Below are 23,836 nucleotides of genomic sequence, written 5' to 3'. Positions count from 1 at the left end.
CAGGGGCACGACGCCCGGCCCCATGATTGAGGATCCCGCTATGATCCCATCCCTCTCGGCCCTCTATGCCGATTACATCGCCTGCCTGAACGCGCGGGACTGGAGCCGCCTCGACCGGTTCGTCCATCCCGAGGTCGTCCACAACGGACGGTCTTTGGGGCTGAGCGGCTATCGCGGCATGCTGGAGGCGAACTATCGCGACATACCGGACCTGCAGTTCCGGATCGACATTCTGGTGATCGACCCGCCGAAGGTGGCGAGCCGCCTGACGTTCGACTGCACGCCCATCGGCGACTTCCTGGGCCTTCCAATCAACGGGAGACGGGTTTCCTTCTCGGAAAACGTCATCTACGCCTTTGAGGACGGCAGGATTCGAGAGGTCTGGTCGGTCGTCGACAGGCACGCGATCGAAATGCAGCTTCCAGGGCGGAGCGCGGGCTGACCCACTGTTCCGACGATCCCCGCCGTACCGCTGGCATTGGCCATGCTATGGGATGCGGTTGGGAAAAATGCCGGCCAGCCAGTCGATGAAGACCCTGAGCCGCGACGAGAGATGGCGGCTCTGCGGATAGAGCACCGACACCGGTATCGGTGGGGGCGGAAAGGCGTCCAGGATCCGAACAAGCTGTCCGGCGGCAATTTGATGCGCAACGCGATAGTGCGGGACCTGAATCAATCCCAATCCGGCAACGCCCGAGGCGGTGTAGAGTTCGGCGCCGCGGACGACCACGTCGTAGGGCAACGGGATTTCCCATATCCGGCCGTTCTTTTCGAATTCCATCGGATAGGGCTGCCCCGTCGTTGAGGCGCTGTAGGCGACCATACGATGGCCATCGAGATCGGCGGGCGTCGACGGCATGCCATGGCGCTTCACATAATCGGGGCTTGCCAGGGTCAGTTGCTCGAACATGGTGATGCGGCGGCCGATCAGCGATGAATCGGAAAGGTCTCCGGCGCGCACGACACAATCGACACCCTCGGTGATGAGGTCGACCATCCGGTCGCCCTCGCTGAGACTCAGCGAAATGTCGGGATAGCGCGCGATAAAGCCGGGCAGCGCGGGCAGCACGAAGAATCGGGCGATAGTTCCCTGCATGTCCACCCGAAGCGGCCCCTTCGGTTCGGCATTTCGGAAAACGCTCTCCACCTCGTCGAGATCCGCGAGCAACCTGACGCAGCGCTCGTGATAAAGCGCGCCGTCGAGCGTCGGCCTGACGGTTCGCGTGGTCCGTTCGAGCAGACGGACGCCCAGATCCGCCTCCAGACGCTGGATGGCATGGGTGGCGGTGGGGCGCGGGATCTGCAGGTCTCGCGCGGCCTGAGCGAAGCTCCCACGCTCGACAATCCTGACGAACAGCCGCATGACGTCGATGCGATCCATGATCCCTTGCCCGATTGTTGTGCCCGGCGCGATTGTTATGCCCGTGCCCCGATTGTTATCGCTTTTGAAATAGTGATGTTGATATCGGCTTTCTACCCCGGATTTTCATAACCATTACCTTCATTCCAGAGGCTGGCGATCGACGACGGCCGGAATGGCCGGTCGAAGACGCCGAAGCGCCTCACATCACCAGATCAACCAGCCAAAAGGGATGAAGATCATGCCGTTCGCCAATTTCAAAGTGCCCGAGGCCGCGCTGAGTCGCGCACAGAAGGAAGAGATCGTCCATCGGACGACCGCGATGCTGGTCGAGTACTTCTCCGAGGCCAGCCGTCCGCACACCATGGTTCTGATCGAAGAGATCAAGGACGGGGGCTATGCACGCGCCGACGAGGTCTACGCGATCCCTGCGGAATACCGGGCCAAAGACTGATGTCAGCGGCGGGCGGCCAACCTTCACGCCGCTGCCCGCGCTGCGCCACCATCACCTGGGAGCACAGACAATGACAAGAGCGACGAGCAAGGTTGCGATCGTCACCGGAGCGTCTCGCGGCATCGGCGCCGCGATCGCCCGGCGGCTGGCGCGCGATGGACGAAAGGTCATCGTGAACTATTCAGGCAGTGCCGACGCGGCAGCGATGCTGGTCGACGAGATCGAGAGCGAGGGCGGCCAGGCCATCGCCTGCCAGGCCGATGTCAGTGACCCGCAAGCGGTGCGGCGGATGTTCGATGCCGCCGAAGCCGCCTATGGCGGGGCCGACGCGCTGGTGAACAATGCCGGCATCATGAAGCTGGCCCCGGTCGCCACGACCGACGACGCGATGTTCGACCAGATGATCGCGATCAATCTTAAAGGCACGTTCAACGGTCTGCGCGAAGCCGCGAACCGGCTACGCGACGGCGGCAGGATCGTGAGCTTTTCATCAAGCGTCGTCGGGCTCTATCAGCCGGCCTACGGCGCCTATGCCGCCACCAAGGCCGCGGTTGAAGCCCTGACGCATATCCTTGCCAAGGAGCTGGGGCCGCGCGGGATCACCGTCAACGCGGTGGCACCCGGACCGGTCGCCACCGCGCTTTTCCTCGACGGCAAGGACCAGGCGACGATCGACCGCATCAAGCAGATGAACCCGCTCGGCCGTCTGGGCGAGGTCGACGACATCGCGCGCGTCGTGTCCCTCCTCCTCGGGCCCGACGGCGCATGGATCAATGGTCAGGTCGTGCGGGCAAACGGCGGCGTGATTTGACCAGTGATCCCATGAAACAAGTCATTCTCATCACCGGCGCATCGAGCGGCAAGAACGCCGCTCAGATCGGCGCGGTTGCAGCCTATGCCGAACCGCACACGGTCGATCTGCGGACGGTCGAGCTCGATGTCCTGCCTGTTTCCCTAATTCGATGGATTGTGAAACTCGCTGAGCCTGAAAGTTCATGGGTAACTGGCCAAGTGATTGGCGCAGATGGAGGTCTAGGCCTATAAGAGGCTGTCTCGAAACGCATGATGGAGGTGGATGGCCGGGTTCAGATGTGATTCCAAACGGTTGTCGAAGCCAGTCTGGAGAGCCTCATGTGGACGCCGACCACCCGGCGGCAGCATAGCCGCGGTCACCTGTCTTACCCAAGCGATCTGACAGATGGTGAATGGGAGATCATCGCGCCGTTCCTGCCGCAGCCGGCGAGAACGGGGCGGCCGCGCGCATGGCCGATGCGCGAGATCATAAACGCGATCCTCTACGTGCTTCGGGCCGGCTGCGCATGGCGTCGGCTGCCGAAGGACGTCCCGCCAGGGAGCACGGTCTACGGCTGGTTCCTGCGCTTTCGCCGCGAGCACCTGTTCGAGGCCCTCAACCACCATCTGGTCATACTCGACCGCGAGCGGGTCAGGCGCGAGGCCAACCCACCAGCAGCCGTAATCAACAGCCAGGGCGTCAAAACGATCGAGGCCGTCGATCCCAGCTATGACGCGGGCAAGAAGATCAAGGGCCGCAAGCGCCACGCCATGGTCGACACCAACGGTCGGGGGGCTGGTTCTCCACGCCCATCCGGCCGATATCCAGGATCGTGATGGCGCTGTCCCGCTGCTGCAGGCCTCGCAGCGCTCGTTTCCCTTCATCGAGTTGGCCTTCGTCGACAGCGCCTACAACGCCCGACGGATCGAGGACGCGACCTGCATCGCCATTGAGGTGGTCAAGAAGATCGCCGGTCAGGTCGGCTTCCAGGTTCTTCCGCGCCGCTGGGTCGTCGAGCGCTTCTTCGCATGGATCAATCGTAACCGACGCCTCGCCAAGGACTTCGAGGCGTCCGTCGCCTCCGCAACCACCTTCCTATACGCTGCCTCCGTCATCCTCCTGACCAGACGCCTCGCACGTTCATCATGAGTTTCGAGTCGGACTCTAAGCGAGCCCGCCAGACGCGCTCTATGCCCACCGATAGCACTCGATAGACATAGGCTGGATTATTATTATTCTTCAGCGTATTACGTCGTACCGAAGCGTCTTTTCGGATACGCTCGGATAGGCAAAAATCATTCCCACTCGATTGTTAAAAGGCACACAACCCATTGAAATTGCTTGTAAATGGTTTCTGATGGGGAGAAATTGCCGACGTAGAGGCCGTCAAAAAGTTACGCTTTTGATTTTAAAGGGAAAATCGCCGGAAAAATATTTTTGGCGTCTCGCCAACTATCGGAGCCAATCGGCCGATTTTCGCTCTCACGGTGTTCGGTCGCACACTCGACTCGATCGCAAAAAGTACCGTCAACACAATCTATCACGCCCCGCTAGAGCGATCCATCCATCGCAAACCAAAAGAGCTGGCCTGCTCCATCCACACTTTGTCGCGCCGTCATTCATGCAAGCCCCAGTTTCGATCAGGGTCGTTGCGTCGATTGTCGGCCTCCGGCGGGACCGTCTCGGAGTGCCGAGGCTGACCATCCGATCCTATCCAGTCAAACCGAACGCGCCAACCGGTGCTCTTCCCGCTGTTGCTCTTGTAGCCAATGACCTGCTTATGCACCGTGATGCCCGCCAACACCATCGAACCTGATCCGGTGCCACTGTTAGCAATAAAAGCGCTGTCGATCAGGCGATGATCCATGAGATCGCGCTCTAGAATGAGCGATGGGTTATTGACCGCTTGCTCCCTCCTCCTTCTCTCCGCGAGCTGCTCCCTAAGTTTGCCTCCTTCGGCAAGATAAGCCTCTGCTTCCGGCGCATTCGTTGGCGTACAGCCTCTCTTCATTGGAAGGCGTCCGTCCTTGTAGGCTGACAGGATCGCCGCGGCCGCATCAGGACCAACCTCAAGAACGAGATCGAGCCAATTCCTTTCGCGCATGTAGATATCGGCGCGATCAGCTTTCGACAGAACACCTCCTTCAAGGACGAGCTTTCTTGTCTTAATGGGCATGATGCCAGGCAGGCTGGCTAGGAAGTCCGTGAGAGAGTGCATCGCCAACCCCATCAAGTCATTTCGTAAGCCACTGACCGTAAGCTTCGACATCGATCATTGGTACGGTGCCGCTAAACTGAAGCTGCGATATCAACTTGAACAAGAACGCCGTCGCCGGCTTGTTCTCGTTGACGAACTTATAGCTCGATACGGCTTGATCGAAGAAGAAATGGCCGTGCGACGCGACACAACCCATATCGAGCCGCCCGTCGCCGATATTGGCTACCAGGGATTTCTCAAATGAGGCTCCGAGCGCGGGGCTCCATTCGCTTTCAAAGGTCAGGAGGCCGCCTAGGATCGGGATCAAGGGTTTCGCCGGATAGACGCCGTGGGCGTATGGAATCGGAAGGCTCGTGCGGTGGAGGCGTCTGACGCTTGCAATCTTTTCCTGCGCGTAGGCGACCAAGCTAGCGTCCGCCGTCTGCTTTGCCTCGAAAACGGCGTAGACGCTTTCGGCCGGGATGATTGTCTCGTTCTCATAGGTGAAGATGAACGGCGAATACTGGCGATCGAAGATCACGACATCGATCTGTTGGCTGAAGTTTCCCAAGCTATCGACCACATGCGCCTTGGCGGCCTGATAGCGCTTCGGCAAATACGTCTCCAACATGCTGATCCAGACATTCTCGCTGGCATCGCCCTTCGTCCCCGGATGGTTGAACGATTTCCGGACGGTCGCGAGGCGCTGCTGAATATCTTCATGCAACGAGGAGAGAAGCTGGGACAAGGACCATTCCGACATCGGCAAACCTCACTGAGTTTCTGTTGGCTACCGTTACGACAGCGGAAATTTCGGGCCAAATAATTCACGCCAGGCGCGCAACGCCTGGCCGTTCCGGCCGTGGCGGACATGGTCGATTGCAAGAGTTGCTTCGCGTTCTGCCGCGAGCAGAAGATCGCGCGCCCGCGTCTTCCGCGCGGTGTCCATGCCGTTGCTGATCGGCGGGCCAAGGCCGGCGGGGTCGGGCCACTCATCGAAGATCCGGGCCGCGAGCGTCGCAAAGAATCCCTGGATCTCCCGGTCAAAGCTGCCACCCCAGCCGCCATAAAGGCATTGCATTGCCATCACTTCGATCAAGAACGAAGGCTTCACCGGCTTCTCGCCATGCTTGGGATTATTGTTCCAATATTTCACCATCCGCACGAGTCCCTTCCATTCGTTGGAATAGGCCTGGTGCGCGGCGGTGGCCTCCGCTGCATGGGTCTGAGGGTTGGTCCCAATCCACTTGCCGAGTTCGTTGTCGGGAATCTCGAAGTCGTCATCCTTGTCGAACGCAGGGACGACATCGACGCTGATGACGCGGTAATCGGTATTGTCCTCGGCATCGGCCTTCACGCCGAAATCGACGTTGATTGAGCGGTTCTGCTTCCTGGCCTTGTCACCATATTTTTCGACGAGGGCATTGTGAAAGTCGGTCAACACCACAGACGGCGCCTTCGAGCGGTAGTGATCCTCTGAGGATTTCAAGACGAAGAATATGTCGACGTCCTTCAACGGCTTCGTCTTGGTCCAGCGGGCATAGGATCCGGTCAGGAAACTCCGATCGATCTTGAACTTGGTGTCGAGATAATCCCGGACCTCTTTCTGGCGCGCCGAGGCGTTTGCCTGCTCTCGATCGTTCAACTCCAGGCGGCTTTTGAATTTGCGAAACGCTTCGTCGATCGTGAGCATCAGGCTCTCCTCAGATAAGATGTGCTGGCGCCGAGGCCGCTGTGCTCGACGGTCGTCCCGAGGCTTTGGCGAACCATGCCCTCCGTCGAACGGCCGCTCGCCTTGCTCCAACCGGCCACGTCGGGACGGCCAGGCTTGCTTTGAAGAAGGAGTCGATACCGCGCCTCGCTCGGAACCAGCCCCGCCTTTCTGATGGCGTATTTGAGCTGTTCAGTATCCGTCCAGAAGCTGCCGTCGCCGCCGGACCAGCCGTAGGCGATGTCGATGTCCCACCGGAAAATCAGCGCGTCCGTTTTCGGATTGTAGATTTCCAGCTTTACGGTTTCGAGGTCGCCTGTGTTCAGCCAGGTCTGGACACCGCGCATGTGCAATTCCCAGTCGCCGACAAACTCGGTTGGATCGAGGCCCACAAGGCGGATGATATCCTTCAAGCTTTTGAGAATGTTGTCCGCCACATAGGTGACAGAGTGGGTATAAGTGTTGACGGCGACGTTGGTCATGAGCCCAGAAACCCTTTCGGATCGAACACAAGGGTCTGTGATTTCGCGGTCGCCGCCCCGTCGGCGCTGGAGACAGCCGCATCGAGATCGCGCGCCGTGATGCGGGTGCTGTGCTTCTTGAGCGCGCCCTGGACCCATGCGAGATCGTCAGCCAAGCAAGGCAGCGACACCCGCCAGTCCCCTTTCAGCGGGTCAAAGCCAAGGGCGTCTTCGTTCGCACCGGAACCCTCGATGGCGTCATCGTCATAGAGGCAATAGATCCGCGTGCGTGGACCATCGCAGGTCACCGTGATGGCGGCATACTTCGGCGCCTGATCAGAGATCACACTGGCGGCGACACCGGAGACGGCAAGAAGCTCCGTCCGTGCATCTCCGGCATTGCCCTGAGTCAATAGATCGACGATCGCCGTCCAGGTCCGTGAGGCGTCGCGCTCGGGCGTGCTCTTGAATGTGCGGCTGGCAACGGTGCTCATGACGCCTTGCCTCCCGAAATACGGCCCGACTTGGCGGCCCGTGCCGCAGCAAACAGATCTTCGATCGTCACACGTTCCGGATTCATGGCCGTTTGCGGGCTGCTGGCCAAAGCGTTGGCCACCATCTTGCGGATGGCGCGTCCGTCGAGCCCGACGCATTCGGCTGCGCAGCGGTCGAAACCCGGCGAGTTGGGCAATTTCGCTATCGCCGGGTAGGTCTTGCTGAGGCCGGTCAGGCAATCCTTCAGGATAAGCCCGCACGCTTCCCGATCGGGCAGCGGCACATGGACGACCAGGTCACAGCGCGAGGTGAAGGCCGCATCGACCGCCTGGGGAAAGTTGCTGGTGGCAAGGAACAACAGGTTCGGATGCCGCTCGGCCAGCGCATCGAGCTGAACGAGCACAGCGTCAGTCGCGCGGTGGATATCGATCGGATTGGCCTCCAGGCTCATTTTTGACCGGTCGGCGGCAAGCGTCTCGACTTCATCGAGGAGCACAATCGTCGGTCCCGCGGCGGCGGCTTCGGCGATCGACTGTGAGAACAGCTCCGATACCGCACGCTGGGTCTTGCCCATTGCCGAACTGGTAAGCGCGTGCGGCTCGACTTCGAGCAGGCGGAACCCGCCGCCCGGAAATGTTTCGGCGATACGATGCGCCACCCCCCGAGCAAGAGAGGTCTTGCCAGTTCCGGGCGGCCCGACCAGCAGAATCACGCCGTGTAACGGAATGACACTACGGTCGACCTTTCCGCGCATCGTGAAGTTCAACATCGCCTGCGAGAGGAGCTGGGCCTTCATGCGCTCATCTAGGATGATCGAATTCCACAAGGCTCCGAGCGCGGGATCGGGAAGCCGGCGTGCGCGCTGGATACCCTTTGGTTGGTTGAAATCCTCGTTCTGCACCGCCGTCAGCTTTTGCATCTTCGTTTGCCTCGTGCCGCCTGCGGCGGTGGTTGAATGTGCCTCATAAAAACGCCGCGCCTGGACAGGCGCGGCGTTGGCGGTCAGCCCTTCGGCGGATTGGGATCGCGCCCGTGGCTGTCGCTCTGGCCGATGCGGCCATCCTTGTTATGGATGCGCAGTTCGGTTTCCTGATTGCGGCTCACCTGCCGGCCGTAGTCGATTGCATCTTGCTTCCTATCGAAATGTCCCGAGGCGCGCTCACCGCCGCCACGCTTAACATCCCAGCCACCATCGTGGTTTGGCACTACATGATGGGTATCTGGTCCGCGCTTATCCGCCATATCTTGATCCTTCCTCAGGGTGATAAAATAAAAAATACCGCTACTCCGAACTTAATATGGGAGGCGAAATGCGCGTTGTCAAGGACCACATATATCGCTACTCTGAACAGAGATGATTTGGAGTATGGAGAGCATGACGTGTCGACGCCACTAGGCGACAAGATCCGGGATCTGCGAAAGGCGAAGGGCTACACCCTCGACAAACTCGCTGAACTCGCTGAATCGAGCAAAAGCTACATTTGGGAGCTCGAGAACAAGAATCCGCCCCGCCCCTCGGCCGATAAGGTTGCAAAGATTGCGGCGGTTCTCGGTGTCACGGCTGACTACCTTATCGACACGACCGAGAAGGTCGGCGTCGAAGACGCCACAGACAACGCTTTTTTTCGCAAATACAGAAAAATGGACGCCGCTACCAAAGACAAGATTCGACGCATGGCTGACCTGTTGGGTGACGACGAATGACGCGCGCCCCGTCACCCGAGCGCTGGGCTTTCGAGATTACTCATCTCCTGAACGCTGTGTTCGGGGCGGATCGTTTTCCGATCGATATTCCGGCGGTGGCACGGGAATACACGGTGCAACGATTTCCAGATGACCCGATTATTAGCGTTCAGGGTGAAAATCTGCCGGGTTTCGATGGTGCGCTATTCAAAGCCCCGGCTGGCCGCAAGGGCTGGGGGATAATCTACAACAACCGGATCAGCTCGAAGGGTCGGATCAACTTCACCCTGGCTCACGAGTTCGGCCACTTCCTGCTGCATCGGTCGGCGTATCCGAATGGCTTCCGCTGCGGTGAACAGGATGTGGTTCGCTGGGATTCTGAATATGGACAGGTAGAGCACCAGGCAAACGTGTTCGCTGCAAACTTTCTGATGCCGCTCGATGACTTCCGCCACCAGATCCCGGAAAGGGACAAGGTCGATCTCGACATGATCGCGCATTGCGCGGATCGGTATCGTGTTTCGCTCATCGCTGCGACATTGCGTTGGCTCAGCTATACGCAGAAGCGAGCGGTCCTCGTTGTATCCCGCGACGATTTCATTCTTTGGGCCCGTTCAAGCCCATCCGCGCTGAAAACCGGTGCGTTCTTCCGCACGTCGTCAGGACCGATCGAGATTCCGGCGACATCGCTTCCCGTCAAACAGGACCTGCTCGTTGGCGGCAGGGCGACTATCGATCATGGGGCCGGTGTCTGGTTCCGAGAACCTGTGCGGGAGATGACGGTGTTCGCCGAGCAGTACGATTTCGCGATTTCGCTGCTTCTGCTCGATGACGCACGGCCATTCGCTTCCTTTGAATCTGAAGATGAACCCGATGTCTTCGACAAAATGATGCCCCAGACTGACCGGCGCGAATGGTGACGAGGAAGTATCGCGCTCGATGAAGATTTGCGTCACAGCGCTCGCTGGCTAATGGCTGGTGATTTTCGCACCGGGGACCTAGCAGGCTGTCGAGTTGACAAATTTATGCGGGTAGAAGACGGGCCGTCTCACGTTCACGGGTGCGCCATCAGCGTCGTCATGCGACGGCAGTTATAACCCAAGGTGACGAGTGTCTACTCGGCGGCGACTTTCGCCAGACCACGCAGAGAGAAGCGTCTGAAGCCGATGGCGCTGTTGATTATGCCGAACGCGAGTTTAACGGTCTGCATGCGTTTTCGGCAATGCGCTTTAGCTTGCTCTGTCTGCATTGCGCAGTCCCTCCATCGTGATGCCAACGCCGATCTTGTTCCGATCTCTAAGGCGATAAACAACTCTGGCTGGGTAAGAATCCCTAGCTTCGCTGGTCGATGACGAGAGCAACTTAACTCTGCGCCGTAGATTTCCACTTGCGTTCATGTTATGTTCCGATAGAGTTGCTAAACGGCAACACCGTCCCGGAAAGGACCTATTTTGGGACCGTTTGCAGGTAGGATGAGTTCAGATGCTTGCGTGTCCCGAAACTCTGTCCCAAAAGAAGCTTATGAAAATAGGCTATGTGCGAGCTTCGACCGACGACGAGGACCTGAACCAGCAGCGCCGAGCCTTGCGCCTCGCTGGCTGCAGGAAGATTTTTGAGGATCGGACTTCCGGCACATCAACCAAGCGCCCAGGCCTCGACGAGGCGCTGGAACAGTGCGGCTCGGACGGTGTTCTCGTGGTCTGGAAACTCGACCGCCTCGGCCGCTCCCTTTCTCACCTCATCACCATTGTCCAGGAACTCGGCGACAAGGGCTGCGGCTTCCAATCCCTCTCCGAGAACATCGACACGACGACCGATGGCGGTCGCCGCGTGTTTCACCTAATGGGCTCCCTCGCCGAATTTGAACGGGCGCTGATCGCAGAGCGCACCAAAGCCGGACTGGCCGCGGCGCGCATGCGTGGTGTCCAGATCGGGCGCCGAAAGGCGATGAATGCCGAACAGGTGAGACGCGCGCGCGCCTTGCTGGAGGCTGGCGAGCGTCCGGCAGATATTGCCCGCACACTGCAGGTCGGGCGATCGACGCTCTATCGCGCACTCGACGTTCAACATGCCAGGGGAGGCCAAGCTGCATGAACGTGGTGCTGTCGAAACCGAAACCGCTTCGCGAGCCCAAGGCTCTGGACCTAGAGCCGATCCGTATTGAATTGACCCGTGCGCGGATAATGGCGCGCGCGTGGTCTGAAACTATCCCCGAAACAAGGCGCACCGGCCACGCTGCGAGGTTCGCGCGCGCCGCACTGGAAATATTTGCCGAAGAAGTCGCGCCGGGGGTGAAATTGAGCCCACCCTTCGCAAATACGAAAGGCAAGCTGGACGCCACGGCGGAGCAACTAGCCGACTCCATGGGCCGCATTGCGGCCGCTCTGCCCATCACGGAGGGCTGCAATGCCCTGACTAGCCTCTACACGACCCTCCTGCCCGGCAAGGAGCGCAGCTCCCTCGGGGCGTTCTACACGCCTGCCGCATTGACCCAGCGCCTCCTTGATCTGGCAACAGAGGGCGGGGTTGACTGGAAAACGGCGCGCGTGCTCGATCCCGCCAGCGGTGGAGGCGCTTTTCTTCTGGAAGCGGCCGCAAGGATGCGCGCCAGCCTGGCAGGCAGCGAGCCCGCCTTCATCCTCGCACAGCTCGGCACCCGCCTTTCCGGCATGGAGTTGGACCCGCACGCAGCCTCTCTCTCGCAAGCCGCCTTGGAGATCTCTCTTGCCGACCTCGCATGGGCGAGCGGCCGCGATGTGCCTGTATTCGTCAAGGTTTGCGACACGCTGGAAGAGCAGGCGCATGCGATCTACGACCTCGTTGTCGGCAATCCGCCCTATGGTCGGATACAGCTGACGGCCGCGCAGCGTGCCCGCTATGCTCGTAGCCTTTACGGCCATGCCAATCTTTATGGCGTGTTCACGGACATAGCGCTGCGATGGACACGCCCCGGCGGTGTCATCGCTTACCTCACGCCGACGAGCGTGCTAGGCGGGCAGTATTACGCAGCGCTCCGGAAATTGCTGGCCGAGGAGGCTCCACCCGTCGCCATCGACTTCGTCCATGCGCGCAAGGGCGTCTTTGAAGACGTGCTTCAGGAAACGCTTCTCGCCCTTTATCAGAAGGGCGGCGCCCGCACGCGATTCCAAGTGCATTACCTCAACGTCGACAGCGAGCGGCAGGCGCGGCTCACCAAGAACGGCAAGGTAGGCCTGCCCGCCGACGCTACCGCACCCTGGCTCGCGCCGCGGGAGCCTGCTCACGTCGCGCTGATCGCCGCGGCCGAAGATCTGCCGTCTCGGCTGGCTGACTGGGGCTATGAGGTTTCAACAGGCCCGCTCGTATGGAATCGCTTCAAGCCACAAATGCGCGCCAGAGCCGGCCGGGGCCTCCATCCCCTCATCTGGGCGGAAGCTGTGACCGCCGACGGCCGTTTCGTGTTCCGCGCCGACAAGAAGAACCATGCTCCCTTCTTCAAACCTGAAAAGGGCGATGAATGGCTGGTTGTCGACCGGAGCTGTGTGCTGGTCCAGCGCACCACTGCTAAGGAGCAGCAGCGCCGCCTCATCGCGGCCGAGCTGTCGCAGGAATTCATAGAGACGCATGGCGGCGTTGTCGTCGAGAACCACCTCAATATGGTGCGCGCGGTGGGCGCGCCGAAGGTCTCGCCGGCCGCCGTCGCTGCCGTTCTGAATAGCGAAACGATTGATCAGGTGTTCCGCTGCATCAGCGGCAGCGTTGCCGTTTCCGCCTTCGAGCTGGAAGCCATCCCTCTGCCCCCGGCTTCCGCCATGGCCCCGATCGAGCAATTGGTCCGTCGGGGCGCGACGCGAGCCGCAATAGAGAAGGCCCTGCGCGACGCCTATGGACTTAAGGCATGAGCCTCCCACCGCTTCTGCCTTGGAACGAGATCCATGCCCGGCTACCGGTGATCTTTCCGGAGGGATCGGCAAACCGTGATCGCTCGATTTGGGAGATTTCGGCGAAGACCATCTTCGTTATGATTTACGTTGGCGCCGTGGAAGGAACGAACAACTGGATACGCCCGGATCAGGTCACTCGCATGACCGACCAACAGGCCGGCCAGACCGGCGACGATGCGCGGCTGGAGTGGGCGAAGGCGTCGATCCGGCCGAGCAAGGCCGATGTGCCGGGCCGCTGGTACGCAGTAAACACGCGGGAATCGATCCGCGACGACACGATCCGATATGCGTTGATCCAGAACGGCGCTGTCATTGAGCGGCCTGGATTATCGACGACGTCGCCGGCCGGGCGGTACGCGCTGCAAGCCGATTTCGCGGCGCTGCTGACACCAGATCTGGACGAGGCAACATTCATCGCAAAGGCGGCCGCCTGGCGGACAAAGCACCTTAACGCCGGGGCGCTTGCGCGTATCGCCATCGTCCGCAAAGGCGCGGCCGGCGGCGGCGAATATGAACTCGTTACGTTTCCGAACGGCGAAACGCGCCGGATGAGTACTGGTCCCAGCGCGGACATCTCAAAGGCCGTTATCGAGGTCTTTGCGTCGAAATTCCTCAAGAAGCCTGGTGTGATCGCCTTGAGCGAAAGCGGCAACAAGGTTGTTGCGCGGGATGACGAACTGGCCAAAGCGATCGGCCTGACGATCCCGGCCGACAAGAGCCTGCCCGACATTGTGCTGGTAGACTTGGGTCCCGCCCATCCCCTGCTGATCTTTGTCGAGGTGGTACACACCGATGGGCCGGTGAACGAAGCACGCAAGACCGCTCTACTCCAGATTTCGGAGGGCGCCGGGTTTCCATCCGAACACGTTGCCTTCGTGACCGCCTATCTTGATCGTGCGGGACAGCCCTTCCGCAAGACGGTCAGCAGTCTTGCCTGGGGCAGCTACGCGTGGTTTGCCTCTGAGCCGGACAGCCTCATCGTCTTCAGCGGAAAGCCGCTCTCGATCGAGGGCAGCTAAAGCTTCCCGGTGGCTCTGGTGTGATGTCGCGAGGCGGCCCTGATCCGTGTTGGGGAGACCCTGCGGGACGCCGTTCTCTGATCTAAGATCAAACGCCGGGGTTTCTGCGGAATGCGGGGTCCGGACCTCTTGGCAAACCAACAAGATTCACCGAATGGTTACCAGAAGAAACGCGATGTGATCTTGGGGGGACGCCGCTTTGCTCGAACGTATCCAGTTGTTGAGAAATATAGGCCAGTTCGACTCGGTAAATGCAGGCGCCCAACTCCCGTTCGCGCAACTTACGCTTATTTACGCGGAAAATGGGCGCGGCAAGACCACGCTCGCCTCGATCCTCCGTTCGCTCAATTCCGGCGCCTCCGAGCTTGTTCTGGAACGACACCGACTAGGCGCCGCTAATCCTCCACACGTCGTACTCGGCTTTGCAGGCGGTCCGATCCAATTTCAAAACGGCGCCTGGCCAGCCCCGATGCCGGAGATCGCAATCTTCGACGACGCTTTCGTAGCGGCCAATGTCTGCTCGGGCGTCGAAATTGCCGCCGGCCACCGCCAGAATCTCCATGAGCTGATCCTGGGCGCGCAGGGCGTCGTCCTCAACGCAACGCTGCAGGTCCACGTTGCGCGGATCGAGGAGCATAATCGAACCCTCACCCAGAAGAGCAACGTAATCCCGGCGGCCGCCCGCGGGGACCTAAGTGTCGACGACTTCTGCGCCCTCCCCGCCGATCAAAACATCGACGCGGCGATCGCCGTCGCTGAACGAAATCTCAGCGCCGGGAAGTCAGCCGACGCCATCCGACAGCACGCCGAGTTCTTGCCGCTCTCTCTGCCTGCCTTCGACGTCGCGGGACTGAACGATCTTTTGGCCCGTTCACTTCCTGATCTTGAAGCAGAAGCCGCTGCCCGCGTACGCACGCATCTACGCAGCCTAGGCCGGGGCGGCGAGACTTGGGTTGGCGACGGGATGGCGCGCATCGCGACGGCGTCAGAGGGCCACGACCACCAAGTCTGTCCCTTCTGTGCCCAGGACCTGGCTGCCTCTCCCGTGATCCGCCACTACCAGGCTTATTTCAGCGATGCCTATGCGGGTTTGAGAGCGTCCATCAACGACGTCGGCCAAGGCATCAACACCACGCACGGCGAAGAAGTGCCGGCAGCATTTGAAAGGGCCGTGCGCATTGCAGGCCAGAGCCGCACATTCTGGAGCGCTTTCACTGACGTTCCCGAATTGAACGTCGATACCGCCGCAATCCTGCGCGCCTGGACCGCCGCGCGGGAGGTCGTTCTAACTACGCTGCGCGCGAAGGCCGCCGCCCCCCTCGACCGCACGGAGCTGGCACAAGAGACCATCACGCTGATCACGGAATATGATGCCCACCGCTCGGTCGTCGACACGATTTCGAATGCGCTCCAAGCGTGCAATGCGCCCATTGCGATCGTGAAGGAGCAGGCAGCCGCGGCCAATCTCGCCGCGCTAACCGCCGACCTCACGCGGCTGCAGGCCGTCAAGACCCGTCACAGCGATCCAGTCAACGCGTTCTGTGCTGACTATGTCGCCGAAAAGGCAGCGAAGACCGCTACCGAGGGCCAGCGCAGGCAGGCGCGCACGGCTCTCGACAACTATCGTCAAAACATCTTCCCCGCCTACGAAGCAGCCATCAACACGTATCTCCAGCGCTTCAATGCGGGGTTCCGGCTAGGCTCCGTAAGTCCCGTCAACACGCGTGGCGGGTCGTCTTGCAGCTACAACGTCGTCATCAACAATGTCGCGATAGCGGTCACTTCGGACGCCGGTCCAGCGTTCCGCAACACTCTTAGCGCCGGCGACCGCAACACCCTCGCGCTCGCCTTCTTCTTCGCCTCGCTGGACCAAGATCCGCAGCTCGCGCACAAGATCGTCGTCATCGACGACCCCATGACGAGCCTGGACGAACATCGCGCGCTGACCACCGTCCAGGAGATGCGCAGGTTGCTCGCACGGGTGAGCCAAGTGATAGTGCTTTCACACTCCAAACCATTCTTATGCCAGCTCTGGGAAGGTGCAGATCCGGTAGGCCGTCAGGCGATCCTCATTAGACGTGACGGGGCCGGCTCCACTCTCGCCGCGTGGGACGTCAAACAGGACTGCATCACCGAACATGATCGCCGGCACGCGCTCGTGTCCGCCTATTTGAACGCGGGCGATCCGGCAGTAGAGCGCCGGGTGGCGGCGGCGCTACGCCATATCCTAGAAGCCTTCATGCGGGTCGCTTATCCAGCGGCATTCCCACCGGGAATGTTGCTCGGACCTTACCTCGGAATTTGTCAGCAGCGGGTCGGGCAGCAGAATGAGCTTTTGGTTCAGGCCGATATTGACGAACTGCGGGCAATTCTCGTCTACGCCAACCGCTTCCATCACGACACAAATGCAGCCTACGAAACCGAGGCGATCAACGACCAAGAACTCACGCACTTCTGCACGCGTGTGCTCGCGTTCGCGAAGCGCGGGTAGATAGATGGCGATGACGATCGACGTGTGGGATGTCGCGGCAATGCAGGAGTGGCTCACTAAAGTCATTCTTGCCGAAATCGAGAGTCCGACAGGAACGCGGGCGGCGTGGAGTGACGAGCGGTAATGGTCAAGCTATTCGTCGGCATGACCGATAGAGACTGGTATGATTACCTCTCCCGTCGGCCAGGAATCGAGGAAGTTAATTTCTGGCAGCCGAGTGGACGCACTAAATTCCGCGCGCTTCGCTCCGGTGAGCTCTTCCTGTTCAAGCTGCACAGCCCGAACAACTTCATTGTTGGTGGGGGAATATTTGCCCACGCCTCGCTCGCACCCACATCGCTGGCTTGGGAGGCTTTTGGCGAGTCAAACGGTGCAAGCTCCCTGCTGCAGATGCGCGAGCGCGTTGCTCGTTACCGGCGTGAGCCTTTCGATCCGCGAGCCGATCCCCAAATTGGTTGCCGACTTCTGGAGCAGCCCTTCTTTTTTCCGCCAGAGGACTGGATCCCTGTTCCGGAGTCCTGGGCGCCCAGCATTGTTGTGGGCAAGGGATTCGATACCGATGAACCCGAGGGGCGAGGTTTGTGGGACGCGATTCAGATCCGCCTTGCTGCGCGACAGCTCTCAACATCGGACGAGATTGTCCGTTTCGGACCTCCTCGGCTCGTCGCACCGCGCCTCGGTCAGGGAACGTTCCGCATCGCGGTGACCGACAGCTATGAACGAAGGTGTGCCGTGACAGGCGAGAAGACTTTGCCGATTCTCGATGCTGCCCACATTCGAGCCTTCTCGGAGGGAGGATCCCACGAGCTGAACAATGGAATGCTTTTGCGCACGGACATACACCGTCTTTTTGATCTTGGATATGTTACGGCCACAACAGATGGTCGGTTTGAAGTGGGGCGGCGCTTAAAGGAGGATTTCGACAACGGTCGACATTACTATGAACTTCATGGTCAGCGTCTTATTCAACCTGAGCAGATTGACGCCCGCCCCTCTGCGGAGGCGCTTGAATGGCATCAGAACAATCGGTTTCTCGGATGAAGCGGGTATCGAAGACAGGTCAAGTGAGAAGCGCTAGCGCGCCCGGAAAGCAACGCAGGCTGCCCATTCGCAAGCGCACAAACGCTATCGAGCGCAAAGGCGTAGCCCATGTTCGCACGGTGGTGGAAGACGCAAACTGCGTTTTCAAAGAGATCGACCGCGCCAGTGATTATGGCCACGACGCCTTCGTCCTCCTCGTGGACGACGAGGAAGTCACTCCAATGGAGATCGCGCTACAGATTAAGGCCGGTCGGAGCTTCTGCCGGGCGAAGACCTGTAAGTTTTCAGCGACCAGAGCGCAGCTCACTTTCTGGGCGCGGCATCCGTTCACCACTCTCGGCGTTGTCTACGATCCTGATGCCGAGTGTGCTTGGTGGGTGGATCTGAGGGAGGAAGCCCGTTCGCACAGTTCCGGAACCGCCGGCAAAACCGTGACCTTTTCGAAGCAAGATTGGAATAGGTTCGATGGACACGGGTTTGAGAAGGTCTTGCTACCTACACTTCTCGGCGAACCGCCGCGGATAAATCTTGAGACAGCTTTAGCCTGGGCGGTAGACGCGGATTCTGGGACCCACGACCTCGGCACGCGGGTGCTTCTCGCACGCTTCCGTCGGGAAACCGAGACATGGGAGGCCATTTTCCGAGAATTTCGCCGACGTGGCTCCAATGCGTCCTTTTCCGTGTATCGCGGTCTTGTCCGCATTATGGGCCATGCGGACGAGGGATATTTTAGCGACGAGGTTCCATGGTCCATCCGCAGCCCGCGTCAGGCCGAGGTAATGAGCTTCGGGAAGGCAGAGGTAGTTGCGCTCCTGCATTTTGTGGATGATCGGGGATTTGAACGCGGCTCTTCCGGTTATGGACTGTTCGCAATTATCCCCTCTCTGATTGATGGCTTGAAAATCCTTTGCGAGATCGCCAACGACGGCAACATCTCAGACGAGATCAGGAACCACGCTACTTTACTGCTAGCCATTCATACTGATGATCCACAATGGTGGTCGCTATGGCTACGGAAACGTCCGGTTTCAGTTGATCCGCCTCAACTTTGATTTCTCCTGCAAATGTACCGCGCTCAGCATAGCCTCCAATTCTGGAATATACTCTATGATCACTCTTGAACTCTTCGATGACGGCGGCGTTTTCCGTCATGGCGATGACTATGCTCGGATCGTCGAGGAACTGGATGATGCGCTTGAACAGCGCGACGGCGGGACGCTCGCGCCTTCAAAGTACCTCAAGATGCTAAAGTCGCTCGTCGATCGTCACCCCCACTTCATCGATGGCCATGCCCATCTGGGCCATGCGCTCATGGAGCAAGGCAAACCCAAGCTTGCACTCCAAGCCTGCCTTCAGGGTTTGGAAGCAGGTGAGCGTGCGATCCCCGCCGGTTACGCCGGTTCGATCGAATGGGGCTTCCTGGAAAATCGCCCCTTTCTGCGCGCGGCACATGGCGTCGTCCTGTCGCAGCTCCGGCTTGGCCAACGCAAGAACGCTCTGCGACTGATGGAGAGGATGCTTGCCTGGAATCCCAACGACAATCAGGGCATCCGCTACCTGATTGGTCCGGAATATCTTCGCGCCGGAGAAACGGCAAAGGCCGAACGCATTTTCACGGATGAAGCCGCCCACTACCCGCCTTTTCACTATGAGCATGCCCTGTTGCACCTGAAGGCCGGTAATCACGTCTCTGCCGCGACCAAGCTGCGCCATGGTTTTGTCGCGAACGGCTATGTCGCCGAGATGTTGTCGGGGAACCCCGAGCCGCCGGCGCTTGCGATCTGGCACGGCTCGAACCTTGCCGAACCGGAAACGGCTCGGGACTATCTGAATCAATGTGGCGACCTATGGCAGCGAACACCGGATGCTATGGCCTTTGTACGCTGGCTGCATACGCATCCGAAAGTCCTCGCCGAAAGGGCCGCCGTCCTTGAATGCCAGGAGGCGCTGTTATGGGAGCACGACTTTGAAAAACGACAAATGCTGGGCTTGAAAGAGGAGGCAGCACGCGCGCGGATCGACGACGTGCTTTCGGCGGAGATCGTTCGGAAGAAAGCCGACCGTCATGGGTGCCCAATCCAACCATGGCGATATCAACGCACACGTTTTTGAAGTCGTGAATACGGTACCTAGCTTCCTTATTCTCGGGTTCATCCGACACCACCGAAGCGGCGCAACATACTTCATGAGGCGGGTCGATTATCAGAAAATCATATTTGACAAATAATCTGCGATAACTCGCCAAATATGACTTAAAGAGTGCAGGCTGTTTCTATTTCAGCGCCGACGAATGCAGCCTCGTAGTCGCGCGCCAACGCGCCGGAGACGCCAACCTGTCTGAAGGCTTCCCTCCATCCGTCCGAAACACGCTGCGCCGTTGTCCGGATGATCTCTCGTGCCTCCGCCTCGGCGATCTCGAAAAACTCGCAGGCTTCCAGGGCGAGGATGATCGACCGATCATGGGCCCCGCCCTCAAGGATCGCAGTCTCGAGATGCGGGTTGCGATCCGGTGCCGGATTCACGTCGAATACCGGCGACAAGCGCCACTGACCCGCTCCCACATAGAGGAAGCCATGGTTCTTCAGGTGATCGTCCTTGTTGGATACGATTATCGTGAAGATCAGACGCCGGTAGAGTTCGCGGAAATCGTCAGACGGATTAGGTGAATAAGACCGCATGAAATCGACGATCTCGGTATAGGAACCCAGATCCGCTCCCGTCTTGCCGAGCGCGGTGCGCGCGGAGATGTAAGGAATCCGTGCGGCCCCACGCCGGTCGAATCGCCGGATCAGCGCAACCGGGAACGGCGTGTCCGCCAGTTCCAGCCGTGCCTCGGGCGTGCGGATACCGCAGGCCGCCGCCAAGCGGAGGGTCGCGACCTCGACGCGCTCGATCGGTTGTTGATCGTGGACCGAGGTGAACTTCGCCAGCCACAGCGCATCGCCGTCCCTGACATTGGCTTTGGGACGAGCGCCGCCGGAGCCGCCGGCGCCGGCCAGAGCTTGCATCTCCTCGGGCGAGATCTCCTTGCCTTGCTCATAGGCGCGCGCGATCGCCGTAATGGTTTCAAGATCGACCAGACGCGGAACGGCGTCTGCTGCCTTGCCGCGAATGACCTCGCCCTTGTCATCCAGAAAGCGTAGCGCGCCTTGGCGGCAGGTATCGTCGGAAAGAGTCACATACTCGAATTCGCTGAGACCATTGCCGTAGGCGCGTTCGAGCAGCCTTCGTCCCCAACTGTCCGGAGCCGCATCGGCGAAAACGCCCGCCAAAGCGTCGCGCATGTTGCCGGGCTGCCCCGAGGTATGAAATGGGCCGGCCTCAAGAGGAAAATCAGGCTGTATGGCGAAGGCGCGCGGGTTTTCGACCCATTCGGGATTATAAGCGAAAGTCGAGAATTGCCGCGGCCCGGCATGGGTGAATCGCAATTGGCCCACCGGTGTCCGGCCTTCGCCAAGCGCGACACGGGCGACGAAATCGGCCATCAGAAAGAGGCCCCGTCAGGGTCCACAACGTCCTGCCGATCCTGCGTCTCCTCCGTCTGAGCCTTCTGCTTTTTCAGCCTTGCCGCGAAGGAGCGGCCCCTGCGCGGTCCGTGCTCCGCTGCCAGCGCCAGCCCCAGATCGTCCTTGCGGATATCGACCAGGTCAGCGAGCCGCTCCAGAAGACCGAGCACAACGAGAACGTCGGCAAGCGTTCCGATGGCAACGCCCGGATCACCCCGTTCAAGGCGGGCAATGGAGCTTGGCGAGGTTCCCGCACGCACGGCGAGATCCGCCACGGCGATGCCACGCCGCAGACGCGCGTTGCGGATATCCTGGCCCAGCCGTTCCAGTGCTGGCTTCGCCTTGGGAGAACCCATCTCAATCATCCATATATGATGCAAAACGCTGATAAACCGACCATATATGACTAATTAGCTCCAAGGTCAAGAATTTCAGTCGGTGCCTCCAAGATCACCATCGCCTCGTTTTGGCGATCTGCGACAGGCGGGGCGCGAACTGATGCGCCGATATTCTCAATTTCCTTAGCCATTGGCGGTCAGTGCCTCGAGATAGGGCCGAATGACCGTGGCGACCGATCCTCGTTCAGCCTGGCTGGCAATCTCGCTTGGCGTCGTCTTGCGCTGGCGCAGCGCTTCCTGAAGGCCTTCGATCGCCACGGACAGGCCAATCTTGTTCCGATACCGGAAGCAATCGGCAATCGTCTTTGCGACGCCGAAAACCTTCACAGGCACCCTCTCGACAGGGTGGGTCTCAACCCCCTCGGTCAGGAGACGATCTGTGAAACGTACCAGCCTAATGGGTGTGCCTTCGGGTTTCGGAGACCAGTCCTTCTGGCCCACGGCGAGCCAAACTTTCCTGGGCAGCTGATCGGTCAGCCCGTGGAACGCCAGGGCAGAAACGAGGCAAACGACGCCCTTGGGAATCCGTTTGGCCGTCTCTGCAAGACTATGGTGAACGTCGAGGCGCGCGTCGGAAAGTCGATAAAGTCCGCGCGCGAGTCGAAGCACCTCGCCGTCCCGTTCCATCCGGCTCATGGTGGCGGCCGTTACGCCCGCCTCGCGCAGCTCTGCCAGGCGCGAAATGCCGCGCGCGGTCAGCACGGTATGGGCAATCTGGCGTTGGGACATGGATGACGGCACGATACGGAACCTCGGAGAAAAGGACCTATTATCCGAGGAATTGTATCAATCTGCGTGGATGAAGAAAGGTGCCAGGTAGAAGAGGCTGCCGCTCTACGAAACGCGTTCGCCTCGAACGGACCCCTGAGCCAACAGCGACGACTGCTCAACAGGTCACCTTGTACATCCGCACCGGGAGGGGAAAGCCTTCCCCTGCGCCCGAGCCCGCTGGTCTCGACCGACCCCTTCTGCGGGGCGGCTGCCCCGCAACGCCCCGCTGAGAGTGAGAGAGTGGACTTGTTTCCCGTGACGGGTTGAAGGTCGGAGAAGAGGTCTCTGACGCCCGTCATGGAGATTGGTCCCATGAATATCCAGGTCCTCGATGCGCGCCGTGACACCAGCGGCGGTTACAAGGTCGATGTCGGCCGTGGCGAGCGGGTCGGCCGCGTCTCGTCAGAGTGGTTCTCGCGTCCGGCCGACGAGCGCTACCTGTCTCTGTCCGAGTTGGCCCGCACTGCCCGCGACCGCACCGAACGCAGCCGGACGCGGGTGGTGGAGAGTGCGCTCATCCATGTCGAGGCGAACCGCAACGACCCGGAGCGGCTGGCCCTCATCCTGCCGGGCACGGATACGCCAGTCGCGCCGACGCACTGGTCCTTCGGACAACTCGCCAGCCTGGTCGGAGCGCCCGCAGCCTATCTGCGCCAGCTCCCGGCCGCCCTCGCTGGCATCAACCTGCAATATGGCCTGACATCCAATCGGGCCGAGCAGATCAAGACGCTCGAAACCGATACTGGGCGTGTCGAACTGCGCGCCGTCACTGGCCCGGACTATGGCCGCATCTACGATCACGAACTGGTCGAGGCGGTGCAGCGCATTGCCGGCAACGGCACGGGCGACACCCGCTGGAAGGTGCCGGGCGTGCTCGACTGGTCGACCGGGATCTACAATCCGCGCGTCGACATCACCAAGGATACGACCACGCTCTATGCCTCCGACCGCGACGTCTTCCTGTTCCTGGTCGACGACCTGAATCCGATTGAGGCCGGCCGACTGCCGGACGGATCGCCCGACCTCTATTTCCGCGGCTTCTATTGCTGGAATTCCGAGGTTGGCGCCAAGACGCTCGACATGGCGAGCTTCTATCTGCGCGCGGTCTGCCAGAATCGCAATTTGTGGGGCGTGGAGGATTTCGAGGAAATCACCATCCGCCACTCCAAATATGCCGCCAATCGCTTCGCGCACGAGGCAGCCCCGGCGCTGCTGAACTTCGCGAATTCCTCGCCCCTGCCGTTCGTCAACGGCATCAGGGCGGCTCGCGAGCGGATTGTCGCCAGGACGGACGAAGACCGCACTGACTTCCTGCGCCGTCGCGGCTTCTCCAAGGCCGAGACCGGCAAGATCATCGACAGGGTGCTGGCCGAGGAAGGTCGCCCGCCTGAGTCCATCTTCGATTTCGTGCAGGGCATCACCGCCGTCGCCCGGGACAAGCCGCACCAGGACGCCCGCCTCGACATGGAAGGCAAAGCCAAGAAGCTGCTCGATCGAGCTTCCTGATTTCCGCAAAGCCGGGGATGCGGTTTT

Annotated in this window: 26 protein-coding genes and 1 pseudogene; 15 read left to right on the top strand and 12 right to left on the bottom strand. The window is 60.3% G+C overall.

Translation table 11 applies throughout. The features are described from left to right. Positions 1–40 precede the first annotated feature (40 nt). Positions 41–442, top strand: coding sequence for an ester cyclase (locus tag WG924_RS02620; protein WP_345931448.1), 402 nt, complete (start codon positions 41–43; stop codon positions 440–442). Positions 443–487: 45 nt separating this feature from the next. Here the strand turns inward: WG924_RS02620 and WG924_RS02615 are convergent, their stop codons facing one another. Then, a complete protein-coding gene (locus WG924_RS02615) occupies positions 488–1,381 on the bottom strand; it encodes a LysR family transcriptional regulator (protein ID WP_345931446.1) in 894 nt (297 codons plus the stop codon). A 220-nt stretch (positions 1,382–1,601) separates the two neighbouring features. On the opposite strand from WG924_RS02615, the gene WG924_RS02610 reads away from it, so the two are divergent. The 4 genes and pseudogenes from WG924_RS02610 (at position 1,602) to WG924_RS02595 (ending at position 3,756) form a co-directional block, all read left to right on the top strand. Then, positions 1,602–1,814 carry a tautomerase family protein gene (locus tag WG924_RS02610; RefSeq protein ID WP_345931444.1) on the top strand — a complete coding sequence of 71 codons (213 nt, stop codon included), beginning with the start codon at positions 1,602–1,604 and terminating at the stop codon, positions 1,812–1,814. A gap of 70 nt (positions 1,815–1,884) precedes the next feature. Beyond that, positions 1,885–2,625, top strand: a complete 741-nt coding sequence (locus tag WG924_RS02605) for an SDR family oxidoreductase (protein WP_345931442.1) — start codon at positions 1,885–1,887, stop codon at positions 2,623–2,625. Positions 2,626–2,636: 11 nt separating this feature from the next. Next, a pseudogene (locus WG924_RS28205) lies at positions 2,637–2,756 on the top strand (oxidoreductase); the annotation flags it as partial. A gap of 189 nt (positions 2,757–2,945) precedes the next feature. Further along, positions 2,946–3,756 (top strand): IS5 family transposase gene (locus WG924_RS02595; RefSeq protein ID WP_345931438.1). Its coding sequence is split into 2 segments (ribosomal slippage): positions 2,946–3,398 and positions 3,400–3,756, totalling 810 coding nucleotides; the frame shifts between segments, so codons are not numbered across the junction. Between the two features lie 466 nt (positions 3,757–4,222). Here WG924_RS02595 and WG924_RS02590 read toward each other — a convergent pair. From WG924_RS02590 to WG924_RS02560, 7 genes are all read right to left on the bottom strand, one after another. Then, positions 4,223–4,876: a hypothetical protein gene (locus WG924_RS02590; RefSeq protein ID WP_345931436.1), complete on the bottom strand. Its 654-nt coding sequence runs from the start codon at positions 4,874–4,876 to the stop codon at positions 4,223–4,225. Then, positions 4,842–5,567, bottom strand: a complete 726-nt coding sequence (gene nucC, locus WG924_RS02585) for a CBASS effector endonuclease NucC (protein WP_099555781.1) — start codon at positions 5,565–5,567, stop codon at positions 4,842–4,844. The genes WG924_RS02590 and nucC overlap by 35 nt, the downstream gene beginning before the upstream one ends. Before the next feature lie 33 nt (positions 5,568–5,600). After that, positions 5,601–6,497 carry a CBASS oligonucleotide cyclase gene (locus WG924_RS02580; RefSeq protein ID WP_345931433.1) on the bottom strand — a complete coding sequence of 299 codons (897 nt, stop codon included), beginning with the start codon at positions 6,495–6,497 and terminating at the stop codon, positions 5,601–5,603. Beyond that, a complete protein-coding gene (locus WG924_RS02575) occupies positions 6,497–6,997 on the bottom strand; it encodes an HORMA domain containing protein (RefSeq protein ID WP_099555779.1) in 501 nt (166 codons plus the stop codon). The genes WG924_RS02580 and WG924_RS02575 overlap by 1 nt, the downstream gene beginning before the upstream one ends. Beyond that, positions 6,994–7,470: a hypothetical protein gene (locus tag WG924_RS02570; RefSeq protein WP_099555778.1), complete on the bottom strand. Its 477-nt coding sequence runs from the start codon at positions 7,468–7,470 to the stop codon at positions 6,994–6,996. Before WG924_RS02570 ends, WG924_RS02575 begins: the two co-directional genes overlap by 4 nt. Next, complete coding sequence (locus WG924_RS02565) at positions 7,467–8,390, bottom strand: AAA family ATPase (RefSeq protein WP_345931431.1); 924 nt, start codon at positions 8,388–8,390, stop codon at positions 7,467–7,469. Before WG924_RS02565 ends, WG924_RS02570 begins: the two co-directional genes overlap by 4 nt. A gap of 83 nt (positions 8,391–8,473) precedes the next feature. Beyond that, entirely contained in the window at positions 8,474–8,713 is a 240-nt protein-coding gene (locus WG924_RS02560) for a DUF2188 domain-containing protein (RefSeq protein WP_099555776.1), read from the bottom strand. 138 nt (positions 8,714–8,851) lie between these two features. On the opposite strand from WG924_RS02560, the gene WG924_RS02555 reads away from it, so the two are divergent. Together WG924_RS02555 and WG924_RS02550 are read left to right on the top strand one after the other, a co-directional pair. Further along, a complete protein-coding gene (locus WG924_RS02555; RefSeq protein WP_076401874.1) occupies positions 8,852–9,175 on the top strand; it encodes a helix-turn-helix domain-containing protein in 324 nt (107 codons plus the stop codon). Next, positions 9,172–10,074 (top strand): ImmA/IrrE family metallo-endopeptidase, encoded by a 903-nt coding sequence (locus WG924_RS02550; RefSeq protein WP_345931426.1) that lies wholly within the window; start codon positions 9,172–9,174, stop codon positions 10,072–10,074. The genes WG924_RS02555 and WG924_RS02550 overlap by 4 nt, the downstream gene beginning before the upstream one ends. Positions 10,075–10,268: 194 nt before the next feature. On the opposite strand, the gene WG924_RS02545 is transcribed toward WG924_RS02550, so the two are convergent. Further along, entirely contained in the window at positions 10,269–10,541 is a 273-nt protein-coding gene (locus WG924_RS02545) for a transposase (protein WP_245884207.1), read from the bottom strand. 95 nt (positions 10,542–10,636) lie between these two features. On the opposite strand from WG924_RS02545, the gene WG924_RS02540 reads away from it, so the two are divergent. The 7 genes from WG924_RS02540 to WG924_RS02510 all read left to right on the top strand — a co-directional run bounded on the left by WG924_RS02540 (position 10,637) and on the right by WG924_RS02510 (position 19,740). After that, the gene (locus WG924_RS02540; RefSeq protein WP_345931422.1) at positions 10,637–11,248 is read left to right on the top strand and encodes a recombinase family protein; all 612 of its coding nucleotides are present in this window, start codon (positions 10,637–10,639) and stop codon (positions 11,246–11,248) included. 89 nt (positions 11,249–11,337) lie between these two features. Then, a complete protein-coding gene (locus WG924_RS02535) occupies positions 11,338–13,035 on the top strand; it encodes an HsdM family class I SAM-dependent methyltransferase (protein ID WP_372045145.1) in 1,698 nt (565 codons plus the stop codon). After that, positions 13,032–14,096 (top strand): BsuBI/PstI family type II restriction endonuclease, encoded by a 1,065-nt coding sequence (locus WG924_RS02530; RefSeq protein WP_345931418.1) that lies wholly within the window; start codon positions 13,032–13,034, stop codon positions 14,094–14,096. Before WG924_RS02535 ends, WG924_RS02530 begins: the two co-directional genes overlap by 4 nt. A 199-nt stretch (positions 14,097–14,295) precedes the next feature. Next, the gene (locus WG924_RS02525; RefSeq protein WP_345931416.1) at positions 14,296–16,587 is read left to right on the top strand and encodes an AAA family ATPase; all 2,292 of its coding nucleotides are present in this window, start codon (positions 14,296–14,298) and stop codon (positions 16,585–16,587) included. Positions 16,588–16,710: 123 nt separating this feature from the next. Beyond that, positions 16,711–17,628, top strand: a complete 918-nt coding sequence (locus WG924_RS02520) for an HNH endonuclease (RefSeq protein ID WP_099555770.1) — start codon at positions 16,711–16,713, stop codon at positions 17,626–17,628. Continuing rightward, the gene (locus tag WG924_RS02515; protein WP_099555769.1) at positions 17,598–18,680 is read left to right on the top strand and encodes a DUF4365 domain-containing protein; all 1,083 of its coding nucleotides are present in this window, start codon (positions 17,598–17,600) and stop codon (positions 18,678–18,680) included. The genes WG924_RS02520 and WG924_RS02515 overlap by 31 nt, the downstream gene beginning before the upstream one ends. A 55-nt stretch (positions 18,681–18,735) precedes the next feature. Beyond that, positions 18,736–19,740 (top strand): tetratricopeptide repeat protein, encoded by a 1,005-nt coding sequence (locus WG924_RS02510; protein WP_345931412.1) that lies wholly within the window; start codon positions 18,736–18,738, stop codon positions 19,738–19,740. A 140-nt stretch (positions 19,741–19,880) separates the two neighbouring features. Here the strand turns inward: WG924_RS02510 and WG924_RS02505 are convergent, their stop codons facing one another. The 3 genes from WG924_RS02505 to WG924_RS02495 all read right to left on the bottom strand — a co-directional run bounded on the left by WG924_RS02505 (position 19,881) and on the right by WG924_RS02495 (position 22,261). Continuing rightward, on the bottom strand, positions 19,881–21,113 hold the full coding sequence (locus WG924_RS02505; protein ID WP_345931410.1) for a type II toxin-antitoxin system HipA family toxin: 1,233 nt from the start codon (positions 21,111–21,113) through the stop codon (positions 19,881–19,883). Then, positions 21,113–21,490, bottom strand: coding sequence for a helix-turn-helix domain-containing protein (locus WG924_RS02500; protein WP_048648545.1), 378 nt, complete (start codon positions 21,488–21,490; stop codon positions 21,113–21,115). The genes WG924_RS02505 and WG924_RS02500 overlap by 1 nt, the downstream gene beginning before the upstream one ends. 165 nt (positions 21,491–21,655) lie before the next feature. Beyond that, positions 21,656–22,261, bottom strand: a complete 606-nt coding sequence (locus tag WG924_RS02495; RefSeq protein WP_345931402.1) for a type IV toxin-antitoxin system AbiEi family antitoxin domain-containing protein — start codon at positions 22,259–22,261, stop codon at positions 21,656–21,658. A 354-nt stretch (positions 22,262–22,615) separates the two neighbouring features. Here WG924_RS02495 and WG924_RS02490 point away from each other — a divergent pair, with 354 nt between their 5' ends. After that, on the top strand, positions 22,616–23,809 hold the full coding sequence (locus WG924_RS02490) for a DUF932 domain-containing protein (RefSeq protein WP_345931400.1): 1,194 nt from the start codon (positions 22,616–22,618) through the stop codon (positions 23,807–23,809). The last annotated feature ends 27 nt before the right edge of the window (positions 23,810–23,836 follow it).

It is taken from the genome of Tistrella arctica (genome assembly GCF_039630945.1).
In the GTDB taxonomy this organism is placed as follows: Bacteria; Pseudomonadota; Alphaproteobacteria; order Tistrellales; family Tistrellaceae; genus Tistrella; species Tistrella bauzanensis.
Note: the sequence above shows the minus strand (reverse complement) of the source record. Positions and strands in the feature narration are given on the sequence as shown.

Coding starts and splice junctions, on each gene's coding strand:
- WG924_RS02495 (WP_345931402.1), bottom strand. CDS start 22,261: ATGTCCCAACGCCAGATTGCCCATACCGTGCTGACCGCGCGCGGCATT.
- WG924_RS02610 (WP_345931444.1), top strand. CDS start 1,602: ATGCCGTTCGCCAATTTCAAAGTGCCCGAGGCCGCGCTGAGTCGCGCA.
- WG924_RS02520 (WP_099555770.1), top strand. CDS start 16,711: ATGGTCAAGCTATTCGTCGGCATGACCGATAGAGACTGGTATGATTAC.
- WG924_RS02590 (WP_345931436.1), bottom strand. CDS start 4,876: ATGTCGAAGCTTACGGTCAGTGGCTTACGAAATGACTTGATGGGGTTG.
- WG924_RS02535 (WP_372045145.1), top strand. CDS start 11,338: ATGGCGCGCGCGTGGTCTGAAACTATCCCCGAAACAAGGCGCACCGGC.
- WG924_RS02540 (WP_345931422.1), top strand. CDS start 10,637: ATGCTTGCGTGTCCCGAAACTCTGTCCCAAAAGAAGCTTATGAAAATA.
- WG924_RS02605 (WP_345931442.1), top strand. CDS start 1,885: ATGACAAGAGCGACGAGCAAGGTTGCGATCGTCACCGGAGCGTCTCGC.
- WG924_RS02560 (WP_099555776.1), bottom strand. CDS start 8,713: ATGGCGGATAAGCGCGGACCAGATACCCATCATGTAGTGCCAAACCAC.
- WG924_RS02550 (WP_345931426.1), top strand. CDS start 9,172: ATGACGCGCGCCCCGTCACCCGAGCGCTGGGCTTTCGAGATTACTCAT.
- WG924_RS02575 (WP_099555779.1), bottom strand. CDS start 6,997: ATGACCAACGTCGCCGTCAACACTTATACCCACTCTGTCACCTATGTG.
- WG924_RS02490 (WP_345931400.1), top strand. CDS start 22,616: ATGAATATCCAGGTCCTCGATGCGCGCCGTGACACCAGCGGCGGTTAC.
- WG924_RS02530 (WP_345931418.1), top strand. CDS start 13,032: ATGAGCCTCCCACCGCTTCTGCCTTGGAACGAGATCCATGCCCGGCTA.
- WG924_RS02615 (WP_345931446.1), bottom strand. CDS start 1,381: ATGGATCGCATCGACGTCATGCGGCTGTTCGTCAGGATTGTCGAGCGT.
- WG924_RS02515 (WP_099555769.1), top strand. CDS start 17,598: ATGGCATCAGAACAATCGGTTTCTCGGATGAAGCGGGTATCGAAGACA.
- WG924_RS02500 (WP_048648545.1), bottom strand. CDS start 21,490: ATGGGTTCTCCCAAGGCGAAGCCAGCACTGGAACGGCTGGGCCAGGAT.
- WG924_RS02505 (WP_345931410.1), bottom strand. CDS start 21,113: ATGGCCGATTTCGTCGCCCGTGTCGCGCTTGGCGAAGGCCGGACACCG.
- WG924_RS02565 (WP_345931431.1), bottom strand. CDS start 8,390: ATGCAAAAGCTGACGGCGGTGCAGAACGAGGATTTCAACCAACCAAAG.
- WG924_RS02570 (WP_099555778.1), bottom strand. CDS start 7,470: ATGAGCACCGTTGCCAGCCGCACATTCAAGAGCACGCCCGAGCGCGAC.
- nucC (WP_099555781.1), bottom strand. CDS start 5,567: ATGTCGGAATGGTCCTTGTCCCAGCTTCTCTCCTCGTTGCATGAAGAT.
- WG924_RS02510 (WP_345931412.1), top strand. CDS start 18,736: ATGATCACTCTTGAACTCTTCGATGACGGCGGCGTTTTCCGTCATGGC.
- WG924_RS02580 (WP_345931433.1), bottom strand. CDS start 6,497: ATGCTCACGATCGACGAAGCGTTTCGCAAATTCAAAAGCCGCCTGGAG.
- WG924_RS02620 (WP_345931448.1), top strand. CDS start 41: ATGATCCCATCCCTCTCGGCCCTCTATGCCGATTACATCGCCTGCCTG.